The organism is Moorena sp., assembly GCF_982860115.1.
This window is the reverse complement of record NZ_CEYLVT010000179.1, coordinates 1-15,691: the sequence shown is the minus strand read 5'-3', so window position 1 is coordinate 15,691 and position 15,691 is coordinate 1. Positions and strand designations below refer to the sequence as shown.

Genomic DNA, 15,691 nt, shown 5'->3' with positions numbered 1-15,691 from the left:
ATAGCTGATAACTGATAGCTGATAGCTGATAGCTGATAACTGATAGCTGATAGCTGATAGCTGATAACTCCATCCCAATTCCCAATTCCCGATTCCCGATTCCCGATTCCCGATTCCCGATTCCCTGTTCAACACTTCTGCCATTAGCCATTACCCAATGACAAATGACAAATGCTTGCCCAAGGTTTCAGTAGTTGTACCAATCTACAACGGTGAAGCAGATTTACCAGAGTTAGTCCGTTGTTTACAGGCACAGACCTATCCCACTGACCAAGTAGAGTATCTGTTAGTGGATAACAATAGCAGCGATCGCACTGCCTCACTCATCCAAACTGCTGTTACTGAGGGAGCATCTGAGGGCATAACCTTCCACTACATCCTAGAAGACCAGATTCAAAGCTCCTATGCCGCCCGTAACAAAGGAATTCGAGCAGCTAAGGGGGAAATAATTGCTTTTACTGATGCAGACTGTCGTCCCCAACCCCATTGGTTAACTGACCTGGTCTCACCCTTTGCTAACCTTAGTATTGGTATTGTTGCTGGTCAAATCATCGGGTTGCCTGGTAAAACCTGGCTAGAAAAACACGCTGAGTACCATAATGTTCTATCTCAGGAACATACCTTAAACAATTCTTATTGTCCCTACGGTCAAACCGCTAACCTAGCAATCCGACGGCAAGCATTCGAGGAAGTAGGATTGTTCCGTCCTTACCTGACTACTGGTGGTGATGCTGATATCTGCTGGCGGATTCAAAAGCAAAGCAACTGGCAGTTACACCTTGCCCCAACTGCCATAGTGGAGCACCGACACCGTTCCACCTTTCGGGAGTATCACAGTCAATGGCATCGGTATGGTCGGTCTAACCGTTACTTACATCAGCTCCATGGTGTGCCCTTAATGCGGGATATTTCACTAAAGGAATATCTGTATCGGATCAGTCGTTGGTTGCTCAAAGAACTACCGCGCAATAGTATTAATGCGATCGCAGGCAAAACCGATCCCATTGAGTTAATGAGCACACCGATTGGTCTGTTTGGAACTTGGGCAAGGACAAAGGGACAACAAGAAGCCCGGCTGCCAGACAAAGCTGATCAGATAGAGTGGCTTTCCCCTGGAAGCTGATAGCTACATCCTGATTCCCGATGCCCGATTCCCGATTAATCACAAATCACTTACTATAAGTAAATTACGCTACATTGGGCTACACTACGCTACACTAAGGGTAGTACGGGTTAAAAAACTACCGATGTCAGCAAAACTCTTAAAAGAAGTAGGGGTTAAGGAATTAGCGATGTCAGCAAAACTCTTATTGGTAGACGACGAACCAGGAGTAAGGGAAGCAGTCAAAGAATATTTGACAGAATTTGGTTTTACCGTACAGGTTGCCAGCAATGCTAATGATGCTTGGCAGATGTTACAGCAGAACACACCCGAACTAGTAATTTCTGACATCATGATGCCTAAAGTAGATGGGTATCAATTCCTACAGCAGCTTCGAGATGACCCCCGTTTTAAAGCACTGCCAGTAGTGTTTCTGACAGCCCGTGGCATGACCTCAGATCGAATACAGGGTTATCAGGCCGGTTGTGATGCTTACCTACCGAAGCCCTTTGATCCAGATGAATTAGTCGCTATTGTTAAAAACCTCTTGGATCGTCGCGCTGCTAACTCTGAAGATAGTGTAGGTAGTACAGAGCTTGAAAAAATAGCTAAGCAGGTGGCTGAAATCCGGGCAATGTTAGACCAGAAGCATGGGATTGTCCAAACTCCTCCACCCTTGCGTATTGATTTTACAGCTAGAGAGCAGAGTGTGTTAGATTTGGTTGCCCAAGGGCTAATGAATAAAGAAATTGCCCGACGTTTAGAGACTAGCGTTCGTAATGTTGAGAAGTACGTTAGTCGTTTGTTTAGTAAAACCGGAACTAATAGCCGTACCGAGTTAGTTCGCTATGCTTTGGAACATGGTTTAACTAAGTGAAGGTTTAGCCTATCCTTAGGAACAGTACAAACAGGATTGTCCATCGTGGGATGGAGTTAACTGCGCTTCGGAATTTGCGATCGCAAATCGTTTAGCTAACCCGCGAGAAGCCCCGCGCCCTACTTGATAAAGTGGGCGTCGGGATGATAGCGGGGCAATGGAGTGAAACGTAATTGCCAACTAAGACTATTTTGGCTCAGGGAAACGAGCTATTAGGCTTCTAAGCAGTTCAGAACAGGTCATCCCTCTGCGATTGACCTTTGGTCACGCTACGCGAACAGCTTCCTGTTTTAGCTGTTTCTTTTCAAAATTATTCAGCCTAATCATTAAATTTTTATCTTTAATTTTGCCTTGATATATGTAAATACAAGTGTTATTTTGATGATAGGTCGAAAAACAGGAGATGGCAATAATGAGGACAGCTTATCAATACCGCTTAAGATTAACCAAGTCACAAGAAGCAGAAGTAGAGAAATGGCTTGACATGCTTAGGTGTCAATACAACTACTTACTAGCTGACAGATTCAACTGGTATGAGCAAAATCGCTGTTCTCTCAATTCTTGCCCTCTTGTTTGCCACTTGCCAGAACTGAGAAGCAATCCTGATTACTTTTCCCAGAAAAAAACTTTACCTCAATTAAAGAAAGATAGACCCTGGTATGCTTCAGTGCAGTCTCAAGTTCTCCAAGACTGCGTCAAAAGAGTAGATCTGGCTTTTAAGCGGTTCTTAAAAGGAGATATCAACGGAAAGAAGAGCGGGAGACCTCGTTTCAAGGGAAAGAATAGATACAAATCATTCACTTTCCCTTCTTTGGGTAAAACTCCTATAACTGGCAATGTCTTGACTCTTCCAAAATTTGGCAAGGTTAAGATGATCTATCATCGACCCATTCCAGAAGGATTTAAGATCAAGACAGCTACCATTACCCGGAAAGCTGACGGTTATTACGTCACGCTGTCTATCCAAGATGATACCGTACCGGAAATTATCCCCATAGATAAGGTGGCTAACCCTGTCGGGATAGACATGGGACTTAAATCTTTCCTGGTAAAGTCTGATGGTTCAGAGGTACCTATCCCCCAATACTATCGGAAAGCTCACAAACGATTAAAGAAAATCCAGAAAACTGTCAGCAGATCAAAGAAAGGAAGTAATAATAGGAAGAAAGCTGTTGGTAAGTTAGGAAAAGCTCACAAAAAAGTAGCGGACACTCGAAAAGACTTTCATTTTAAAACGGCAAAAGAGCTACTAGACAACCACGATCTAGTAGCTCATGAGAAACTCAACATTAAAGGTTTAGCCAAAACTAAATTAGCTAAATCTGTATTAGATGCTGGTTGGGGGCAATTCCTGTCTATTTTGTCAGTCAAAGCCGAAAATGCTGGACTGATCGCAAAAGCAGTGAACCCCAGAAATACCAGCCAAAACTGTTCCAATTGTGGGGTAAAAGTTCCTAAAAAATTAAAAGACCGCATTCATTCTTGTCTTCACTGTGGATATACAGCCGATCGTGACGTGAATGCGGCAATAAACATATTAAATTTGGCGGTGGGACGTCCCGCTAGTAATAAAGCTTGCCGAGTAACCGAACCGTGGGGTGGTGTTGGCAAGAAGCCCGCTTTGTCCCGTTAGGGCAACGTCGGGAGTACGTCACGAGTGTTGAGGAATCTAAGCTAAAATAACTCAATACAAATCTAGACAGAGCGAGACAAGAATGACTCCACAAAAATCCTTGGCCACATCAGCCCAGGCTGCGTATGATCTTGTGGGTAAGTACAACCAGGATCAGATTAACGGTTTTGATGAAGACTTTTTGACATCGTTTGTTGAGCTTCTAGACCTGGAAAATGCTGAGAACGTACTTGACGCAATGGGCGGAGATGGAAACCTCACCTGTCGCATGATCAACTACTGTTTAGATCGTAACATTAATGTTCCGTTAATCACCTTACTTGAATATTCCTCAGTCCAGACCGAGCTTGCACGCACTGCTATTGATTCGGATCAAGTTGGGATCATCCATGGGGATGTGCTCTCTATGACAGACTTAAAGTCTGGTGAAAAGCTACCTGAAAATTCCTTTGATCGGGTTGTGATCAAGAGCGGTACCCACGAAATTCCCCTCGACAAACAACATCAGCTCTACAGCAGTGTCTTTCAAGCACTCAAACCCGGTGGATTATTTATAAATCTCGGCTTTGTTTTTGATGATGTCCAGGAACGAGATGAATTTCTAGAGATTACGAAAGTTAAGGAACGCCTGGTTGGTGCAATGGATGCCGTTGCCAATCGCTATTTTCTGATGCGCGAGGAATTGTATAGATTTTTCGATCTAGCTGGTTTCAAAGAGGCTAAAGGACACAGGTTCTTTGAGTATGTTATCCGCTCAGAGATTGTTGAGAAAGAATATTTCTCAGAGCCAAAATTGAACAACGCGATGGTTGAACTCCGGGCTGCCCAAGAGCGAGCCACGACACTGCGGAACCATGGACGTATATTATTAGAGGCAAATCGCAGTACCATGCGTCTTCCTGGAGAAATAACCATTGCGGTCAAGCCCCAGTAGCAGAGCACTCAGAGTGTCAATTAAATGGTGTACCATACTCCCGTAGTTATACGCTTTTTCTAATGGGAGGTTAAATGTGCTTGATATAGAACAGGATGCTCGCTAGTGGATAATGAACGAATTGTATGGGATGAAAACTATCCCAGCGAATCAAGACTATGAGGCTTTGATCAAAGCAGTCCTGATTTGTACTAAGGGAGATGGAGTACTAGCACCAGAAGAAAGAGATTGGGTTGCTGGTCGTGCAGCGGCTTATCACAATCCTGGATATGAATTAGCCAAAACCTATGAGGCAAATGAAGATTTGCTTGATGTTTTAAATCAGTCACCTACTCAAGGTAGCAATCCTCTATTAATTGTTTATATTGCCATTCAGGCTTGTGCTGCCGATTGTGGTTATTTTTGGGATTACCTTGGGGACCTGCAGTGTCTACTTATTTGTAATTACCAATGGAGATGAAAAAATTCAATTAGACCCCTCAAATCCTTGAAATCTCCTTCTCTTTTTCTTTACCAAACCTCTCTACAATACCAACTTCTGCACCGCCCCTCGCTTCGCCTCCTGACCCCGTCGGTGATAAGTCCTAATCAATGACAACAGCAAATTGAGCCACACCATAGTGATTTTGCCATGGGATTATTGACCCCTGGTATGCTATGACTCTCAGGTCAGCAATGGCCAAGGCTCTAATCAGCCTCAAGCCTCATAAATGGCTCGATTGTCAGCGCCCCTTGAACGCTCTATCCCCTCTACAGCAAACATTAGAGCCTTGTTGTGATCCTTAAACAACTTTGCCTTAAATCCTATGCCCTTGGCCTAAAGAGTAAACTAGAACACACTTCAGTCAGTATTAACTTAAGTAAAGTTACGTTAAGAGACTTTGCATTTTCTTATCAAGCTTGGCAAAAGTTTGTTATCGTTCATTATCGGCATACATAACTTTAAGAAAGGACAACAGACATGAAGACTTCTCAAACTCCCAACCATTTGGGTCAATCAGTGGCTTTAGGTCTTGTTTTGGTGGTAGCCAGTGTTGGTATTTTCATCCTGATGATGGTTCAAAGTGGTGCTTTGCAGTCTTAATATTCGTTATCGATCAGGCTTGCCATCCCTGGTTCAACTTTCCATGAAACTCAAAAAGCCCACCTATAGCCCTATAGGTGGGTCATAAAAAAGACATCTACTATATATATCTAAAAGAGGATTGTTAAGTTATATAAATTTAACCTTCACATCCTCCAACAACACTAACCCTTCCGGTCTAGGCCGGAAGGGTTATTATCATAAGTTGACCAGAAGCAACCGCGTAGCTTAACAAAACTTAACCAAAATTTATCCCGGTTAACCCTTCCCGAATAGGGGGTGTTCATGGTAAAACTCATCAGTAAGTGAACCATCCCAAAAGTACACTAACCTGATGACTATGAAAACATTGACCTTGCTACAGCAAACTTTGTTCCTCCTTCTTAGCTTATTTTTTTCCGTAGTGGCAACCCCACTGCCAGAAATTGCTCAAGCAATGCCAACTCTGGTATCTAGCCGACAACAGTATAATCCACAGCTCAATGACCTTCTCCATCAAGCACGAGAGTTTGTAGATGCGGGTGACTATGAGGAAGCGGTTGCGGTTTATAAAGAAGCAGCTGAGCTGGAACAGGGAAACCCTAAGATTTTTTCGGGAATTGGCTATTTAAAGGCAACTCTGGGCAAATTCCAAGACGCTGCCGCCGCTTACAAAAAAGCGATCGCACTTGAGCCAGAAAATGCTAATTTCCATTACGCACTGGGTTACAGTCTCGCCAATGCTGGGGACAATGCTGGTGCTGCTACGGCCTATCGTCGTGCCACTAAACTAAGCCGAGAGAATATTAACGCCTATTTTGGTTTGGCCATTACCCTGCTACGTCAAAAGGACTATCAAGGCGCTATAGAAACCTATGAAAAAATCCTGGAAATTGAGCCAGACAATCTAACAGTATACCAGTTAATCGGTGCAGCGTGGTTAGAGCAGGAAAATGCTGAAGAAGCCATTAAAGTGTTCCAAAAAGCAGCGGAAATTGCTCCGAACGAAACCCGTATCCAACTAAATTTGGGCACAGCTTGGTTGATTCATGGAGATGAGATGGCTGGACTGGCGGCTTTTGAAAAAGCGGTGAGATTAGCCCCTCGTAATCCTGACATTCACCTCCAGATCGGTCAAATTCTCGAATCAAAAGGGAATTTATCCAGTGCCCTCAAAGCATTTCGTCGAGCAGCTTCTGCCCAACCTGATTTAGTACAAGCACAGGAGTACATCGGGAAAATTCTTCTAGCCCAAGAACAATACGTACCAGCAGTAGTAACCTATAGACGTTTGATTGAACTGGCTCCGGAAAATGCCCAAGCTCACTATAACCTAGGAGTAGCCTTAAAAAAACGTTCTCGCGTCACCGAAGCTCTCACTGCTATCGAAAAAGCCCTAGAACTTTACCAGAGTCAACGGGATAACGAAGGGATTGAGCAGACCGAGTCTCTGCTGAAGCAACTGCAAGAGTTCCTTTAATGATCAGCACAGATCCAAATCGTTTGGATCTATCCCTTTCGCTTTTAATTGCGACCGCAAGGTTTTCATACGACTTCTTTCTTGCGCCAAGGTTTTTTGAGCTTGGTTTAAAGCTTCCTATGCTTTCTCTAAAGCTTCCTCCCCTTGCTCTGCCCGTTGGCGCTCCTGTTCTGCCTGTTGTTGAGCCCTATCTTTGAGCTCACTAATTTCCAAATAGCTAGCAAAGCGATGCTGCGCGGTCTTGGGGAGGCAGTGCCTTCACGCGGGGGTTCCCCCCATGAGCAACTGCCGTGGTTTCCCCCACTCGCGCTTTGCATCAAGACACCGCTGTCCATTCTGAGCTGATAAACCTATTTTATCTAAACTAAAATTTTTATATGGGTTGTAAACAAAATAATTGCTATAAAAGGCAAAAGGCAAGAAGCAAAAAGCAAGAGACGCAAGAGCTAGGAAATTTTATTAAAGACTAAAAAAAGACCTGATAAGTTTACATCTCATTTATAAACCCTATACCAACCATTTCAGAGCTCAAAAACCGAAAGTATCAATCCGCACTACTTCGGTAAATTTTTGTTAAAAATAACCGAAAACTTTCATAAACTGCCTGACTTTCCCTTAAAAATAATCTAGAGCGTCAAGTTCTTTGACTAGTTATAGGTACTTTCAGACAACTAGCTAGTTGTGCAGCGGCAAAAGATGACTAATCGGCAAAGTAAGCCCTCAACCAAAGGGCTAGGGATATTGCGCTTAAGTGAAAAAGCCCTAACCCTAATCGGATGGTTGGTGATGGCTTTTTCTGGGAACTATGCCCTAGCCCAGATTACCCCTGATCAAACTTTGGGTAATGAATCGTCAGTGGTAACACCAAATCTAACTATCAGGGGAGAGCCAGGGGACTTGATTGAAGGGGGAGCAGCCCGAGGTAGTAACCTGTTCCACAGCTTTCAAGATTTTAATGTTGGTCAGCTACAGCGGGTTTACTTTGCCAATCCAGCCGGAATCGATAACATTCTGTCTCGGGTGACCGGGAGTAATATCTCCAACATTCTAGGCACTCTTGGTGTCGATGGTGGAGCGAATCTGTTTTTACTCAATCCCAATGGCATTGTGTTTGGCCAGAATGCCAGGTTGGATGTGGCAGGTTCCTTTTTCGCCAGTACAGCCAATAGTTTAGTGTTCAACAACGGTACAGAATTCAGTGCTACCAATCCACAAGCCCCCCCTTTATTGAATATTACTATTACTCCGGGATTGCAGTATGGCTTGAATCACCCCAAACCCAACACTACAATCACGAACGCTGGTTATTTAGTAGTGGGGCAAGACCTAACCCTAGCTGCTGGCAATCTTGACCTACAAGGTCAACTAATTGCTGGGGGAAATTTGACACTCAATGGAGTTGATACAGTTCAAATAAGGGATAGTATCGGGCAAGCATTTATTGCCGCTGCTGGCGGTAAGTTATTGATTCAGGGCAATCAAGGGGTGGATATATTTGCCTTGAACCATCCAGACAGTGGTCTTTTTTCCGGTGGGGATCTGGTTTTGCGGTCACAAAATACCGTCGCAGGTGATGCCCACTATTGGACTGGTGGCAGTTTCCGGATTGAACAGCTCGATGGCAGTCTCGGAGATTTATTTAGTCCTGATGACCCGATTATTCGCTCAGTTGGGGATGTTAGTTTCAACAGCTATGTAGGAACCTCCCTACATATCGTGGCAGGGGGAGCAGTAGATATCGGTTTTGTGATCATTACAGGTAATGAAACAGGTACAGAAGGAATAGACTTTATTTCCGAAGCCATTACCTTATCTAATGGCACAGTGGTGGATATTAACGGTCAGGCTGAACCGACTCTTGATATTCGTGCTGGAGTAGAGCCAACTGAAGTTGGTATCCCTGGACTGACAGGCAACCGATTATTTGGTGACTTTTTCATTGACTTTGATACACCAATTATTCCTAATTTATTTGACATACCAACTATTACCAATACTGCTACGAGTGCAGATATTAAAATTGGCACCATCGCTTTTGCTAATGTCAATGTATTTAACTTGAACATATCTCCCAATGATCTGTTGGCAGGAAAGGTTTTGCTCACCAATCAGTACAAACCTAATCCTTCACTAGCAGGAGATATTGAAGTTTCAGCGACTCTAGGTTCGTTAGCGCCAACTCTGGCAAATCTAGCCATTCAGAACGGTGAAGTATCCAAGGGAGGGTCAGTTACTATTGATTCTCGCGGTAGCATTACTCTCAACGGTATAGTTAATACCATTGCTATTCCAAGTAACGATCCGTCTAACCCTTTCTCTGGCAATGGCGGTGATGTCACGTTTTTGGCAGATAATAACATCACCCTCAATCCAGGTTCTTTAATTGTTTCTGCTGGAATAGAGGGAGGTAAGATCACCCTCAACAGTGGTAGCAACTTTTTGCTTGATGACGCTGGTGTTCTTAGCGCTACAACTGGAGCAGGTGTAGGAGGAAATTTAATTGTCAATGCCTCTGAGTCAGTGACATTAATTAATAGAGAAGGGTTAGCCTTCAGCAATTTCGTAAAATTGCTCAACGACTTGAGCAATTCTGACAACGAATTTACCAATTCAGAACCCCTACAACTGATCCTCCAAGAAGTTTTGAATGGGTCTGGCTTGGCAAGCATTACAAGTGGACCAGGGCATGCTGGGGACTTAACCATTAAAACTGGAACCTTGAGTATCCAAAACCAAGCCCAAAACCAAGAATCAGAGAATAGTCAAGCTGGAGCTACTACAGCTATTACAAGAGATTTTACTCCCAACACTGGAGCTACTACAGCTACGACAATAAATAGTACTGGCAACAGTGGACATTTAATTGTTAACGCTGAGTCGGTGGAAATTGTGGGTAACGAAACGGGTCCATTTATCCCTACTCCTAACGAAGAGTTAGCCTCCGCTATCAGAGAGATTTTCACAGGGTTGACGACTGCTACTGAAGGTACTGGAAAGGGAGGGGACTTAACCATTAATACCCAACGTTTAACACTTAAGGATGGAGCTGGAGTAGCCGCAGGAACTGTTGCCACAAGTCTAGAAAAAGCAGGGGCTGGGGGAAAGTTAACCATAAATGCCACTGAGTCAGTGACATTGTCGGGAAAAGCTACCTTGGCTACCGGTACCTTGAACTCAGGTAATGCCGGTAAGTTGGAGGTCAAAACATCTACATTGACTCTCCGGGATGGAGCGGTGATTGCTGCTGATACCACTGGTTCAGGGAATGCTGGGGCATTAACCATTAACACCGGGAAACTGTTAGTAAGTGATGGCTCCAGAATTGGCGCAGCAACCGGAAATAGTGGTACGGGAGCCGATATAACAGTCATGGCTTCAGACTTGGTAGAGTTAGTTGGCACTGCTATGGATGATCAGAATAATGTAGTTCCAAGTGGTATATTCGCTAACTCTCAATTCATTAACGATGAAAGAAATAAACTTGGTAATGCTGGAAGCATTAACATTTATACAAAAACGTTGATTGTCCGGGATGGGGCAGTTGTATCGAGTTCTACTGAAGGCGCTGGGGCTGGTGGAACGATCACGATTACTACCCCAGACCTGACACTCCAGGATGAAGGGCAGATTTCTGCATCTACCTCTGGTACAGGAACTTCTGGAAGCATTGTTGTTGAGAATGCTGACTCTGTCGAGCTTGCCAACAACAGCTCAATTTCAACGGAGGTAAAGGCTGGTGCAGAGGTAAACCCTAGCCCAGGGCAGGAAGTGGGTAGGATTAATATTCAAACGCGATCGCTTTCTTTAACCAATGACTCTCAAATAACTGCCAGCACCTCTGGGGAAGGGGATGCCGGTAGTATCGTTATACAAGAGGCTCAACAGGTTAACCTTAATCGGAATAGTTCCATTTCCACCGCAGTAAATACTGAAGCAGAGGGAAATGGTGGCAATGTCGATATTGAAACCAAGTCTCTATCCCTAGATCACACCTCGAAAATTGAAGCGAGTACTGCCGGTACCGGAGATGCCGGTAGTATCACCATCCCAGATGCCGAGGAGGTTGACCTTGATCGGAATAGTTCCATATCCACAGCAGTAAACCCTGGTGCAGTTGGCAATGGTGGCAATGTCGATATTAAAACGCGATCGCTTACCTTAACCAATGAATCTGAAATAACTTCCAGCACTGCTGGTGATGGAGATGCCGGTAACATCACCCTTCGGGCTGAGCAAGTGACCATCGAGGAAGGCTCACAGGTATCAGCCACTACTTCCACGGTTACCGATACTGACCGGGGCAAGGGTGGCAACATTAAAATCATCGAGGCCAATCGGTTTGAGGCTACTGACGGTGGGAACGTCAGAACCACCACCGAAGGTACTGAACAGGCTGGTGATATTACTCTGGAAGTACGTGATGATATTACTCTAGCTGGAGCTGAAAGTGGGTTGTTTGCCAACACCACCTCGGGTTCTAGCGGCAACGGTGGCAATATTTTCGTTGACCCCAGAACTGTAACTATTCGGGATGGAGCCAAGATAGCTGTAGATAGCCAAGGCCAGGGAAAAGGGGGCAGTATTACCCTTGAGGCAGGCACACTCACCCTTAATAATAAAGCAGAGCTATCCGCAGAAACAGCTAGCAACCAAGGGGGCAATATTACCTTGACCATTGACGAGTTGTTGTTCTTGCGACGCAACAGTAAAATCTCCACTACCGCAGGCACTGCTCAAGCTGGTGGAGACGGCGGCAATATTACGATTAAAGCTCCCTTTATCCTAGGCATTCGTCAAGAAAATAGCGACATTACTGCTAATGCTTTTGAAGGCAATGGCGGCAATATCACCATCAACACCCAAGGTATCATTGGACTAGAGTTCCGAGAAAAGCTCACCCCCCTCAGTGACATTACCGCTAGCTCTGAGTTTGGTGTAGATGGTACCGTCAACATCAATGCACCTCAAATTGACCCCAGCCAAGGGTTGTCGGAATTGCCAACCGATGTCATTGACCGCTCTAAACTAATTGAAAGAAACCTCTGTGCTGCGGGTCAGAGCAGTGAATTTACTGCCACAGGTCGTGGTGGCTTACCGATTTCTCCCAAGGAAATCCTAAGCCCCAATGCTACCTGGGACGATTCCCGTATTACTGAGCAACCTCAAACTAGGATCAGAAAAGATCGGTCAAGGTCAAGGCAGCATCAGCAACCTCAAACTAGGATCACGAAACGTCGGTTAAGGTCAAGGCAGCATCAACTACAGACTAATCAACCACAGACCAAGAACCCTAAACCCAAACAAATTGTAGAAGCCCAAGGCTGGGTTATCGGTGCCAACGGGGAGGTAATTCTCACCGCCCATCCAGTAATAGTCACTCCTCAGGGTACGTGGTTACATCAATTAGATTGTCCGATGCTTCAGCAAACCCTTGGGTCGGGAATCGGAAGTCGTTAGAAGCGGTAAATGGGAAGCTTAACAAGGGGGAAGCCAAGCGATCGCTTTTCCCTATTCCCAGATCCGCTGTTCCCTATTCCCAGATCCGCTGCTCCCTGTTCCCTATTCCCAGATCCGCTGCGCGCAGCGCTATAGATAACTGAGATAAATGAAGCGCCTAATTCAGTTTATTGTGATTACCTTGTTGGGGCTAATCTTAAGCCGTGGTGTACACGCACTACCCTCTGGTGGCCATCAGCACTCAGCCATTAGCACTCAGCCATCAGCACTCAGCCATCAGCACTCACCTATTAGCACTCACCTATTAGCACTCAGGAATAGTGAGCAGAACGCAACAGTAAGCAAGACACAACAGCAACCAGCAAGCACGAAGCCCTACCTGCTGCTGAAAACAGGCAAAGACTATTACGATGCTGGACAGTATTCTGATTCTGCACGAGTATTGCAGCAAGCAGCACAAGCTTATCAAGCCACAGGAGATATACTCAACCAAGCCCAAGCCCTGGGTTTGCTGTCCTTAGTGACTCAGCAACTTGGGGAATTGGATAAAGCCCAAGCAGCCATTGACTCCAGTTTGTCGTTGCTAGAAACCTTATCTAGGGGGAGTGAACGAGTATTGGCTCAAGTGTTGAACACTCAAGGGCGTTTGCAATTGGTACAGGGAAATGCTGAAGCTGCTCTGAGCACCTGGCAAAATGCTGAAGCACTCTATGCTAAAGCCAATGATCGGGTTGGTGTGCTTGGTAGCCAGATTAATCAAGCCCAAGCCATGCAATCTTTGGGACTTTACCGTCGAGCCAAGAAGCTACTAACTCAGGTAAGACAAACCCTGCTGGCACAACCGGATTCTCCTCTAAAAGCGATTGGCTTACACAATCTTGGTAATGTGCTTCGACAAGCAGGGGATTTAGAGCAATCTAAACAGACCTTAACCGAAAGTTGGACAGTCGCACAACGAATACAATCTTCCCAATCCGAGAGTCAAGGGTTGCTGAGTTTAGGTAATACTGAGCGAGCCTTAGCCACAAGAGCAAAAGAATCGAATAACAACAAAGCATTCCAGCAGTATATCCAAGACGCTATAACTCACTATCAACAAGCAGCAGCAAGCACCACCTCACCAATCACCCAAATTCAAGCACAATTGAATCAGCTAAGTTTACTCATCGAGACAGACCAGGAGCAATCTGCTCAAGCCTTATTGCCACAAATCCAGACATTACTAACTCAATTACCATCCAGTAGAGCATCAGTTTACGCCCACGTAAATTTCGCTGAAAGTCTGATTAAGATGGGAAATCGAAATGTGCCATGGTCTCAAAGAGCCGCTACGGGATTGACCTTGGCCAAAAGGCCACGCTACGCGAATGGTCACGCTACGCGAACGCAAATTACCAAACCAATTCCCACACCAATTACCAATTCCCAAGACATTGCTCAACAACTCAACACAGCCATTGAGCAAGCTAAAACCCTAGAAGACAAACGAGCAGAATCCTATGCCCTGGGCACCCTTGGTCACTACTTTGAACAAACCAAGGATTGGTCAAATGCCATAACCGTTACCAAGTCAGCACTTGTGATTGCCCAAGGGATTAATGCAGCGGATATTGCTTATCAGTGGCAGTGGCAAATGGGACGTATACTTAAGGCTCAAGCCGAACAAGTCACTACCACCAGCAATGGTGGTACCAAAGCAGTAAGCGACCTGATCCAGGATGCGATCGCTTATTATACTCAAGCCTCTAATACCTTAACGACTTTACGCAGTGAGTTAGTTGCTCTCAATCCTGACATCCAGTTTTCCTTCCGAGAACAAGTAGAACCGGTCTATCGAGAGTTAGTGGATTTACTATTGCGTTCTCCTCAACCAAGTAACGATAATCTCAAGCAAGCCCGTGATGCTATTGAAGCACTCCAGCTTGCTGAAATCGACAACTTCTTTCGAGACGCCTGCACCAACCTCGAAAAGGTGAACATTGATGATGTAGACTCTACAGCAGCGGTGATCTACCCGATTATCTTAAAAGACGGCTTAGCGGTAATCCTCAAATTGCCTAAGCAAAATGACTTGGGTTATGTTTACCATCAAAACATATCAGAAGATAAAGTCAACCAAACGGTCGAAAAGTTCAAAGAAATCATAACCAAACCTACCGGTGCTAATAACACTATCAAAAAAGACTTACCCCCAATTTATGACTGGCTAATCAGACCCTTTGAAGAAGAACTAGAGACTACCCGTGACAGAGACCAAAGCTCCATAAAAACCCTAGTATTTGTCCTAGATGGGTCATTACGAAACATTCCTGTAGCAGCCCTTTATGATGGCAAACAGTATTTAATAGAACGGTATGCTGTAGCTGTGAATCCTGGCTTACAGCTAGTGGATCCCAAACCATTGCCAAGACAGCAGCTTAGAGCCTTACTAGCTGGAGCAACTAACGCTCCCAGCTTTAAAAATCAAAAAACTTTAGGCCGACGTAATTATTTCGGCCCAATCCCATTTGTAAAATCCGAGTTAAATAACATTGAGACACAGGTAAACTATAGTCAGAAACTTGAAGATATAGAATTTACCAAAGAAAACCTGGAAAATCAACTAACAGCAGCACCTTTTAATGTTGTTCATATTGCTACTCACGGCCAGTTCAGTTCTAACCCCGAGGAAACATTTATCCTAGACTGGAACGAACGGATCACAGTCAAGGATTTAGATAACTTACTACGGGTGAGTGACCCCAGTGGCACAACCCCCATTCAACTGTTTTTGCTTAGTGCTTGTGAGACTGCTACTGGGGACAAACGAGCCGCTTTAGGACTAGCTGGGATAGGGATTAGAGCAGGAGCACGGAGTACCCTAGCCACCTTGTGGAAAGTTGCAGACCGCTCTACAGCGGAATTTATGAATCAGTTCTATCAACAGTTAAATAATCCAAAGTTGACTAAAGCGGAAGCCCTACGAAATACTCAAATAGAGTTTCTAACGATGGAAGAAGAAGATCCTAACAAAGACTACAGTCTTCCTTATAATTGGGCACCATTTATTTTAGTGGGAAATTGGCTTTAAAGGTTGAGAGGTTTAAGCCCGAATGTTGAATGTTGAATGTTGAATGTTGAATGTTGAATGTTGAATGTTGAATGT

At 44.6% G+C, this 15,691-nt stretch carries 9 protein-coding genes; all 9 read left to right on the top strand.

Translation table 11 applies throughout. The annotated features are described in order from the left end of the window. Nucleotides 1–157: 157 nt before the first annotated feature. The 9 genes from AC4II3_RS24270 (at nucleotide 158) to AC4II3_RS24230 (ending at nucleotide 15,616) form a co-directional block, all read left to right on the top strand. Nucleotides 158–1,123: a glycosyltransferase family 2 protein gene (locus tag AC4II3_RS24270; protein ID WP_488008618.1), complete on the top strand. Its 966-nt coding sequence runs from the start codon at nucleotides 158–160 to the stop codon at nucleotides 1,121–1,123. A 169-nt stretch (nucleotides 1,124–1,292) separates the two neighbouring features. Next, nucleotides 1,293–1,979, top strand: a complete 687-nt coding sequence (locus tag AC4II3_RS24265) for a response regulator transcription factor (protein ID WP_488008630.1) — start codon at nucleotides 1,293–1,295, stop codon at nucleotides 1,977–1,979. A gap of 412 nt (nucleotides 1,980–2,391) precedes the next feature. After that, on the top strand, nucleotides 2,392–3,612 hold the full coding sequence (locus AC4II3_RS24260) for an RNA-guided endonuclease InsQ/TnpB family protein (protein WP_488008616.1): 1,221 nt from the start codon (nucleotides 2,392–2,394) through the stop codon (nucleotides 3,610–3,612). An 82-nt stretch (nucleotides 3,613–3,694) separates the two neighbouring features. Beyond that, complete coding sequence (locus AC4II3_RS24255; RefSeq protein WP_488008614.1) at nucleotides 3,695–4,546, top strand: class I SAM-dependent methyltransferase; 852 nt, start codon at nucleotides 3,695–3,697, stop codon at nucleotides 4,544–4,546. 112 nt (nucleotides 4,547–4,658) lie between these two features. Next, nucleotides 4,659–5,006, top strand: a complete 348-nt coding sequence (locus AC4II3_RS24250; RefSeq protein WP_488029402.1) for a tellurite resistance TerB family protein — start codon at nucleotides 4,659–4,661, stop codon at nucleotides 5,004–5,006. Nucleotides 5,007–5,507: 501 nt separating this feature from the next. Continuing rightward, the gene (locus AC4II3_RS24245) at nucleotides 5,508–5,630 is read left to right on the top strand and encodes a hypothetical protein (RefSeq protein WP_008180130.1); all 123 of its coding nucleotides are present in this window, start codon (nucleotides 5,508–5,510) and stop codon (nucleotides 5,628–5,630) included. 334 nt (nucleotides 5,631–5,964) lie between these two features. Continuing rightward, the gene (locus tag AC4II3_RS24240; RefSeq protein WP_488008610.1) at nucleotides 5,965–7,089 is read left to right on the top strand and encodes a tetratricopeptide repeat protein; all 1,125 of its coding nucleotides are present in this window, start codon (nucleotides 5,965–5,967) and stop codon (nucleotides 7,087–7,089) included. A gap of 696 nt (nucleotides 7,090–7,785) precedes the next feature. Continuing rightward, complete coding sequence (locus AC4II3_RS24235) at nucleotides 7,786–12,546, top strand: two-partner secretion domain-containing protein (protein WP_488008608.1); 4,761 nt, start codon at nucleotides 7,786–7,788, stop codon at nucleotides 12,544–12,546. 148 nt (nucleotides 12,547–12,694) lie between these two features. Continuing rightward, entirely contained in the window at nucleotides 12,695–15,616 is a 2,922-nt protein-coding gene (locus tag AC4II3_RS24230) for a CHAT domain-containing protein (RefSeq protein ID WP_488008606.1), read from the top strand. Nucleotides 15,617–15,691 lie beyond the last annotated feature (75 nt).

Bases quoted from the DNA above. Each gene is read 5' to 3' on its own strand.
- AC4II3_RS24240 (WP_488008610.1), top strand. From the start codon at position 5,965: ATGACTATGAAAACATTGACCTTGCTACAGCAAACTTTGTTCCTCCTT.
- AC4II3_RS24245 (WP_008180130.1), top strand. From the start codon at position 5,508: ATGAAGACTTCTCAAACTCCCAACCATTTGGGTCAATCAGTGGCTTTA.
- AC4II3_RS24255 (WP_488008614.1), top strand. From the start codon at position 3,695: ATGACTCCACAAAAATCCTTGGCCACATCAGCCCAGGCTGCGTATGAT.
- AC4II3_RS24270 (WP_488008618.1), top strand. From the start codon at position 158: ATGACAAATGACAAATGCTTGCCCAAGGTTTCAGTAGTTGTACCAATC.
- AC4II3_RS24250 (WP_488029402.1), top strand. From the start codon at position 4,659: ATGAACGAATTGTATGGGATGAAAACTATCCCAGCGAATCAAGACTAT.
- AC4II3_RS24265 (WP_488008630.1), top strand. From the start codon at position 1,293: ATGTCAGCAAAACTCTTATTGGTAGACGACGAACCAGGAGTAAGGGAA.
- AC4II3_RS24235 (WP_488008608.1), top strand. From the start codon at position 7,786: ATGACTAATCGGCAAAGTAAGCCCTCAACCAAAGGGCTAGGGATATTG.
- AC4II3_RS24260 (WP_488008616.1), top strand. From the start codon at position 2,392: ATGAGGACAGCTTATCAATACCGCTTAAGATTAACCAAGTCACAAGAA.
- AC4II3_RS24230 (WP_488008606.1), top strand. From the start codon at position 12,695: ATGAAGCGCCTAATTCAGTTTATTGTGATTACCTTGTTGGGGCTAATC.